The following is an 8,609-nucleotide window of genomic DNA, read 5'->3' on the forward strand; positions in this document are numbered from 1 at the left end:
CTTACGCCCTCAGCCGCTGGCGCGCGTCTCCGACGCGTGGCTTGCTGGCTTGGCGTTTCCAAACGCCCCCGTTCGCCCCGTCTGGTCTCGTTAGCGCAGCGCGTCAGAGACGCGAAACCAGGGGGCAACGCGTCGGAGACGCGCGCCAGCTACTCAATTAAAGTATTCATTTGCTGCTGAGCAGCAGCTTTTTTTGTAGGCTGAACAATCCCCTACTTTTGCCTACCTATTGTTTTTTTAGCCGTGCCCGACCTTTCGAACGTCTCCGTTCACCCCGACTGCCGCCACTTTCGCGGCGACCTGCCCTGCCGCCCCAACAAAACCCACGGCTACGTGTGCGCGGGCTGCCCGGTGTATGCCCCGGTCACGAGCCGGATTCTGATTATTAAGCTCGGGGCCATTGGCGATGTGATTCGGACTACGCCCCTGCTGCGGCGGCTGCGGCAGGAGCGGCCAGCCTGCTTCATTACCTGGCTCACGCATACGCCCGCCATCCTGCCCCAAGAAGCGGTGGACGAGATTCTGAAGTTTGATTTTGCCAGCGCCCTCCAGCTGCAGGCCCGACAGTTCGATGTGGTCATCAACCTCGATAAAGAGAAAGAAGCCTGCGCGCTGTTAAATACCATTGAGGCGCCGGAGAAATTCGGCTACGCCCTGCGCCCGCACGACGGCGTGGCCTGGCCCGTAAACGCCCTGGCCGAGCACAAGTACCTCACCGGCATCTTCGACCAGGTAAGCCAGGCCAATACCAAGCCCTACGTACAGGAAATCTTCGAGCTTTGCGGCTTCGATTTTCGGGGCGAAGAATACGTTTTCGACACCCACCAGGACAAAGGCTACGACTGGAGCGCCCTGCCCGCCACCGGTACCGGCCTCCGCATCGGCCTCAACACCGGCTGCGGCGACCGCTGGACCACCCGCTTATGGAGCACCGAAAAGTGGATTGAGCTCATCCACGGCCTGCAGGCGGCCGGCTACGTGCCCGTGCTGCTGGGTGGCGAGGCCGAAGACCCGCGCAACCGTGAGCTGCACGCCGCCACCGGAGCCGCCTATCTGGGCACGTTTCCCCTCCCCCGGTTTATTAACCTGATGCACCAGATGGACGGCATTGTGACACAGGTGACCATGGGCATGCACATCAGCATTGCCCTCGGTAAGCCCACCATTTTGATGAATAACATCTTCAATCCGCACGAATTCGACCTTTACGGCCGGGGCCAGCTGGTGCAGCCCAACAAGGACTGCGTGTGCTTCTACCGGGGCACCTGCCAGCTAGGCACCAGCTGCATGGAGGACCTGCCGGCAGCCAAAGTGCTGGCGGCCGTGCGCGAAAGTGTCGTGCGGTAAGCTTTAGCTTGCCGTATGGGAGTGGCACGGCAAGCTAAAGCTTACCGCACTTGCGCCACTTCTTTCAGCGCGGCCACCATCACGGGCCACGAAAACTGCTGTTTCACCCGCTGCGTGCCGGCTTCGAACAGCGCCTGTTTTTCGGGATGGTTGCAGAAATCGACCAGGGCGTCGGCCAGGGCGGCTGGGGTGGGCGGCACCACGTAGCCCACCTCGCCGTCGGGTATCAGCTCGGCCAGGCCGCCCACATCGGTCACTAGCATGGGCCGCTCGAAGTGGTAGGCAATCTGGGATACGCCGCTTTGAGTAGCGTTTTTGTAGGGCTGCACGATGAGGTCGGCCGCGCAGAAATAGTCGGCCACCGCTTCGTTGGGAATGAAATCGGTGGCCCGCACCAGCCGGCTCTCTAAGTTGTATTGCTTAATGAGCACCTCATACGGCGCGGCATCTTCGTAGAACTCGCCTGCGATAATCAGCTTCACCGGCAGGACTGCCAGCCGGGCATCGGCAAAGGCTTCGAGCAGCACATCAAGCCCCTTGTAGGCCCGGATAAACCCAAAAAACAGCAGGTAGCGCGTATCGGCCGCCAATCCCAGCGCCGCCAGCGCTGCCGCCTGGGGCCGTATCGGGCCAAAATTGTCGTACAGTGGGTGCGGCCGGTACAGCGCCGGCTTTTTGCCAAAACCAAGCCGCTGCAAGTCGCCCAGCACCGCGCGGCTCATGGTCACGAATCCATCGCAGGCACGCAGGAAATAGCGCGTCAGCGGCCCGTCGCCCGGCCGTGCCTCGTGCGGAATCGCATTATCGGTGATGGCCACTATGCGGGTGTGCCCGTTGCCGCGCACCAGCCGCGCCACCGTGCCCAGTGCCGGCCCCATAAACGGCAGCCAGAACCGAAACACCACCAAATCAGGCTTTTCCTGCCGCAGTTTCCGGCCCACGTTCAGCCAGCTCAGCGGGTTCACCGAATTCAGGCTCACCTCGATATCCAAATCAGCCGGCTCCGCCTCGGTGCTGAATTGCGTCTGCCCTGGAAATAAAAAGTTCGGGTATTGCAGCGAAAACGTGACGATGCGCACCGCATCGCCCGCCTCTCGAAATGCCCGCGCCAACCGCTCGTTATACGTTGCCAGCCCGCCCCGCAACGGATAAGCCGGCCCGATGATGACTACTCGCATCGATTCAATAGTTCATTTAACACTTACCAATTGACATCTAAGCAAGCGCTCAAAAGTCAGCGTATTGCGTTTGCTCATGCACGACTGATTAATAGCTTATCACAAAGCGCTTACCGAGTTTGTCAAATGCAACTTGATAAACAGTTTTAATTCAGCCTTTCCCTAATTAAATAGTCGTCCCGCCTGGGGCCGTTAAGCTGAATCATCTCGCCCAGAAAACCTGCCACAAAAAGTAGTACGCCCACAATTACGGCCGTCAGGGCCAGGAAAAACAGGGGCTGCTCCGTCACCTGCCGCGCCTTTAGGTTGTGCAGCGACAGCCACACTTTCTCGCCCGTCAGCCACAGCGTAATTAAGAGTCCGACCAAAAACGAGAGGGTGCCCAAGGTGCCAAAAAAGTGCATCGGGGCCCGCCGGAACCGCCCCACGAAGGTGATGCTTATTAAATCGAGAAAGCCGAAAATAAACCGTTCCAGCCCGAATTTAGTCACGCCGTATTTGCGCTCCTGGTGCTGCACTACTTTCTCGCCGATGCGCCGGAAGCCGTTCCACTTCGCGATAACCGGAATGTAGCGGTGCATTTCGCCGTACACCTCGATACTTTTTATTACGCGCTGGTCATACGCTTTCAGGCCGCAATTGAAATCATGCAGCCGAATGCCAGAAATCCAACGGGTTGCCCCGTTGAAAAGCTTGGTCGGAATTGTTTTCGACAGTGGGTCGTAGCGTTTCTGCTTCCAACCGCTCACGAGGTCAAACTTGTCCTCCGTAATCATGCGGTAGAGCTCGGGCAGCTCGTCGGGCGAGTCCTGCAAGTCGGCATCCATGGTAAACACCACCCGGCCGCGGGCCGCCTCGAAGCCCACATTCAGCCCCGCCGATTTGCCGTAGTTCCGGTTGAACCGAATGCCGCGGATTGCCTCATCAGTTGTCGCCAGCGCCTGGATAACTTCCCACGAATCGTCCGTGGAGCCGTCGTCAATCAACAGCACCTCGTAGCTGAGTGCGCGGGGTTGCAGCACCCGCGCAATCCACCGCGTGAGCTCGGGCAGCGACTCCGCCTCGTTGAGCAGCGGAATGACGATGGAAATTTCCACCGGAAAAATAGCGGATGATTTATTCAAACTCGGGTTTTGAATGCTTCATGAATGCCGAAATTATCAGCGAAAGGACAACCCCCATAATAATACTGGTCAGCAGCACGATAACCATCATCATGGGTCCGTTCATAAACTTACCGGCCATGGCCATGCCCTGTTCAATTTGCTCGTCCGTAACCCCGCTCTGGGCTTCCATGTCAGTGCGCGCCTTGTCCATCATTCGCACCACCGCATCGGGGTCAATCATATTCAGGTACACGTAGGAAAAAATAGCGCTCAGCACGCCCACAACTGCCGAAACCATTGTTCCAATACCTACGCCTTGGCCAAAGCTCATGAAACCGTGATTATTTTCTTTGAACTGGCGCATTGCCAGTACGATTCCTACAATCAAGACAACGAAAGTGACGAAACGCAATGGGCTCTGCTCCATGCTGGTCGCAAACAGGCCGAACGAAATAATAACGCTGATTAGCCCGGTTAGCAGGCCATAGCGCAAGCCCACCGAAGTGGCCGATACCGGAGTAGTTGTTGTTTCCATTTAGTTGGAGAGTGAAAAGGGTGAATTAGAATGAGCCGAAAGTTAAACCGAATTATTCGCGCAAAAATATTCCGCTGGGCACCGCGAGGGCCAGCCCCATCAGCAATAATTGCGTGAAGTTGCTGATTGCCATATCCCCGACCGACAAATCGGCGACGCGCTGGACCTGCTCTTGCTTTTGCTGCGCACTCAGCACCACTTTGGAATTTTCCCGCTGCTGCGCGCGCACTATTTCCAGCACCTCCGCCCGGTGCCCCGCCAACGCCTTTTCGCCGGCCCCGTAGGCCAGCCCCACCAAACTGCCCGCCGAGATAAACGCGGCCACCAGCACGGTGAACACCCCCACTCCCAACGAACGCCCCAATCCGGGTTTTGCAGGCTTTAGCTGCCGCCGCAAAATCCATTGGCTGGCTACGGCAGCCAATGGCACCAACAGCTGCGCCATTATCTGCTTGGGCCCGAAGCCATTGCTACCGGTGAGTTGCAAAACCACCATCCAGATAGCGCACGCCACCCCCGCTCCTACCCCAAAACGCAGCCCCAGGCGCGTTGCCAGGCCCGCCGTTGCGTTGGTCTGAGCAGGGGTAGGGTCAAAGGAAGTATCCATAAGCAGGGCATTAATTCAGGCGACAAGATACGCGCTAATGCATCTGGATTGCCATTTTCCGCGCATTCGCGCCTACGCAGTTGCCCCGCTCCCGGCGCGGGTAGCCGCTCTGTTAGCGAAACGAATCAGCAACGTTTCCGCGAGCAAGCAAGCCAACGCAAATGCTACGCAATAGCGCCAGAGCGGCTGGCCCGATTGCTCGGCCGCAAATTTGGCAATCCCGGTTCCATTTTGGCCGCCTTCCAGCACCGTGACATTGGACCGGTTCCCGAGCAGCTGGCGTAATTCAGCCGCAGTGTAAGCCGCCAGTTCCGATTCGCTCTTATCGGCATTGAACGCCAGCGTGGCCAACACTTTGCCGCGCTGCCGCACCTGATAAAATCCCGGCGCGTCCATGCCCTGGGGCAAATCCAGACGGACCTGCGGCCCTACCACCCGCTGAACCGGAATAAACGTCACACTATCCTTTACCAATCGGATGCCCGCTTCCTCCGAATTTCCAGCGCCAGCCGTGGGCGGCAGCGGCAGGGTCAGCGTGCCCGCCGTCAGGCGATAAGCAGGCAGTTGTTCGCTACGGTAGCTCAGCATTGCCAACCGATACATGACCGGCACAAAAAGCGCATGCTGCAAGAAATCAGAATACGCTCTTGCAAAAGGCGCCGAAAAGACGGATACGCTTCCCGCCCCACTCGTAAAATTCGCCAGGTAGCTCTCCCCATCCTGCAACCGCAGAATATCGGTTCCTGTGCGCGACCACCGCAACACCGGCGCCACTCGGGGCATGGTTACGGCCCGTTGCTGCGCCCCAAACACATCCCGAAAGAACGGTTCGCGGACGCTTGGCATGGCCACCTCGCGCAATTCCGGCGGCGTTGCTGTCGCCTCCCACTGCACGGTCCCAAGGCCCAGCTCCTTGAAAAGCGCTTGGTAAGAAGCCTGGCCTGCCACCGAAGCCGTTGGCACCACCACCACACTTCCCCCCCGTTGCACAACTGCTTTCAGCCCATCGCGCAAGCCGGCATCCAGCCGCTCTACCTCCTGAATCATCACCAAATTGGCCTGTCGCATCGCTCCAAAGCTCAGGTTTTGAGGCTTTGAAAACGCGTAACTGAACAAAGGCTCATTGCCATAAAGCTGTTCAGCAACCGGAGTATCACCAATTTCAAGCACTCGAATAGCGGCAGCGGGCTGCATGGTGAAATAGTAGGTGTTATCAAAAGTCACCGGAGCATCTTCCGTCACTACCCGCCCCAGCACCAACTTGTCATCTTCCAACCGCACTTGCAATACGGAAGCAGCCGATTCTCCGGGCGCTATTGTCACCTGAAATGCCGCAACTTGCTTGGCTCCAAAAAAAACTTTCACCGGGCAGTTGGAAGCAACATTACTTCCTCCATTCCTCAACCGAACATGTAATCCAACGTTAGTTTGCACCCGCACAAATGCGTCATCCAGCCAAACACTATCAACATAAATATTTGCAATCGGCGTTGCTGCTATTGGGGCAAGAACCAGCTTTCTTTTCGCAGCTATTTTTTCTATCTGTTTGATATTAATGCCCGTTTTCTGAAAATCAGAAAATACGAACCGCGTAATCTCGCTACTATCTCGCATTTCGTTGCTGGCACTAACCCTCGACAAAGCACCCTGCGAAGCCAAACCAATTCTATCTAATTTAGATTGAAAAACTTCCTGCGAAATGAGGCTACTCCCCTCGTTCAACAATCGCAGTTTACCACCGCGCTGCGCACCACTTCCCAATAACCGTGCTTCTGAAACTGCGCTACTTAGCAACGTGCCTTGTACGCCAGGACGCTGCATGCTATACGAATCATCAACCAAAATTTCAGTTCCTGTTCTCCCCAATCCTGCGTTTTCGCCTTCAGCAGTAATAAATGGCTGACTAAAGGCCAATACCAAACCAGTGATTGCCAAAATCCTAGTCAACAAAACTAGTAAGTTGTTAACCTTACGATATTTTGCAGCTATTAATTGTGCATCTCTAATAAAAGAAATATTTGTAAACAACACGCGCTGAAGTCTACGCAATTGCAAGAGATGAATAATCACTGGCACTCCAATACCCATCAAACCCAACAAAAACCAAGGATAAATCAGCTGCATTTACTAAGAGCTAAATTGTTAAAAATTTAAATATAACCTGTTTATGAAAATGCATTAATTATGCAGAACTGATTATAATTGACACATAATATCATAAAAGCAATATGAAATTAAATATTTACAAACCACTTTAACTCACTACTTTTCGGCAATTAATAAACAGGGTATTGAGGGTAGGCAAAAGCTTGTGCGGGGCGATTGACGGGTTTGAGCCTAAAACGGAGCAGTTGCACTTTATGGTTTCAACGCAAGCAAATCCTCTCCCGCCCCATGAAGCAGCACTTTGTTGCCAAAATTACGACCGTTTTACAGCACATGCCTCTCATGCACAAATCTCGCAGCAAAAACCTCTAAATCAAGTAATTATTGGCCTTACAAAGAACCGAAGCATGCAATACTGAGAGGCCGTCCAGTACCTGAAATATAGATTCAAACCCGCCTTGACCGAAAATCAAATTCAGTACTTTTTTCGGGTTGTGACAGGCGACTTTTGGTGCTGGCGCGCCCAGCCACCCTTTTATACCAGCTCCAGCGTGGGCCCGAGCACTTGGCTTAGATAAGCTGCAAATACCGCTTCGTTGACCGCCCCACTTATCATCATGGCCACTTGCAGACCAGTCGGGGTCAGAGCCACCAACGTCACGTTCGGACCGCTGTGTAGCGATGTGCCCTATTGGTCGCGTTGCCGGCCTTCGGCCCAGGTGTACCACCGGCGTAGTGCTGGACCACAATGCTTCATATGCATCTAGCCTAAAAACATAAAACGAGTGGGCGGTGGTCTAATTCAAGGTGGTATTGTACCGGTCAATTACAATTTTAATCCGGGCGGTGTGCATACTCAGCGACTTGCTGAAGGAACAAGATTTTCGCACGAGCACCCCACAGCGCTGGCGTAGCGAACAGTTGATGGCTTCGACAATACTTGTTCCGCCGCTGCCCTTGGGGCAGCGGCGATGGTGCCAGCGGGGCAACACCCCCACGTAGGCTTTCCACTCGTCCGTGAAATACCAGCAGCGGCAGCGGTAGCGGCGGGGCAGCGCCTGCCAGAGCCGTCGGGCAGTGGCCGCATCCCGCCGGCCCAGCACCCAGGCCACGATGCGCCGGCTGGCCCGCTCGACGGCCAGCCAAAGCCAGACTTTACGCCGCCGCTGGCCCACAAACGTCCACATTTCATCCAACTCCAGCGCTTCCCACTCCTTTTTCTGGTCCTTTTTGGGGCGCAAGCGCGGGAGCGCCGGCGAAGCCGCTTGCGCTTTTTTTTATCCGGCTGGCAATCGTCACCCGCGAAACACCCGTCACGCGGGCAATGCTACGCTGCGAATTGCGCTCGCGCAGCAGCTCATCTACTTGGGTATATTGGACCGCTTTAGCCACGGCGGCGGGGGTAAAGCGGGCTTGATGCCCGCAGCCTTTGCACTGGTATTTGGCATGGCCCCCAGCGCTGCCGTTACGGCGAATATGTTCACTGCCGCAAGCAGCGCAGAAATGTTGCGTAAAAACCATCCCTAAAATTAATCATTTCACCTTAGATTAGACCACCGCCAACTCAGTTAGCCACCTTTTTTGCAGTGCGCTATGCTACAGTCCACGACTGGCTCACGGCCTGGGGCGACCACGGCTTAGCGGGACTGCTCGAAGGGCAGCGATCGGGCCGGCCGACTAAGCTGCCAGCGGCGGCTAAAAAAAGTGAGCGCCTGGCTTGGCCAGGCGAC

7 protein-coding genes are annotated in these 8,609 nt (G+C 55.9%); 1 reads left to right on the forward strand and 6 read right to left on the reverse strand.

What is annotated here, in order from left to right; all coding sequences use genetic code 11:
- Positions 1-243 precede the first annotated feature (243 nt).
- A complete protein-coding gene (locus tag GM79_RS16490) occupies positions 244-1,347 on the forward strand; it encodes a glycosyltransferase family 9 protein (protein ID WP_035566019.1) in 1,104 nt (367 codons plus the stop codon).
- A gap of 41 nt (positions 1,348-1,388) precedes the next feature.
- On the opposite strand, the gene GM79_RS16495 is transcribed toward GM79_RS16490, so the two are convergent.
- The 6 genes from GM79_RS16495 to GM79_RS16520 all read right to left on the reverse strand — a co-directional run bounded on the left by GM79_RS16495 (position 1,389) and on the right by GM79_RS16520 (position 8,120).
- Positions 1,389-2,525 (reverse strand): glycosyltransferase, encoded by a 1,137-nt coding sequence (locus GM79_RS16495; RefSeq protein WP_035566022.1) that lies wholly within the window; start codon positions 2,523-2,525, stop codon positions 1,389-1,391.
- 146 nt (positions 2,526-2,671) lie between these two features.
- Positions 2,672-3,622 carry a glycosyltransferase family 2 protein gene (locus tag GM79_RS16500; RefSeq protein WP_410471188.1) on the reverse strand — a complete coding sequence of 317 codons (951 nt, stop codon included), beginning with the start codon at positions 3,620-3,622 and terminating at the stop codon, positions 2,672-2,674.
- 19 nt (positions 3,623-3,641) lie between these two features.
- Complete coding sequence (locus tag GM79_RS16505; RefSeq protein ID WP_035566025.1) at positions 3,642-4,166, reverse strand: DUF4199 domain-containing protein; 525 nt, start codon at positions 4,164-4,166, stop codon at positions 3,642-3,644.
- Positions 4,167-4,218: 52 nt separating this feature from the next.
- On the reverse strand, positions 4,219-4,773 hold the full coding sequence (locus GM79_RS16510) for a DUF4199 domain-containing protein (RefSeq protein WP_072008643.1): 555 nt from the start codon (positions 4,771-4,773) through the stop codon (positions 4,219-4,221).
- A gap of 72 nt (positions 4,774-4,845) precedes the next feature.
- Positions 4,846-6,897 (reverse strand): BatA domain-containing protein, encoded by a 2,052-nt coding sequence (locus tag GM79_RS23865; RefSeq protein ID WP_072008644.1) that lies wholly within the window; start codon positions 6,895-6,897, stop codon positions 4,846-4,848.
- 779 nt (positions 6,898-7,676) lie between these two features.
- Positions 7,677-8,120, reverse strand: coding sequence for an IS1 family transposase (locus GM79_RS16520; protein WP_035566033.1), 444 nt, complete (start codon positions 8,118-8,120; stop codon positions 7,677-7,679).
- Positions 8,121-8,609: the final 489 nt, after the last annotated feature.

The organism is Hymenobacter sp. IS2118 (genome assembly GCF_000715495.1).
In the GTDB taxonomy this organism is placed as follows: Bacteria; Bacteroidota; Bacteroidia; order Cytophagales; family Hymenobacteraceae; genus Hymenobacter.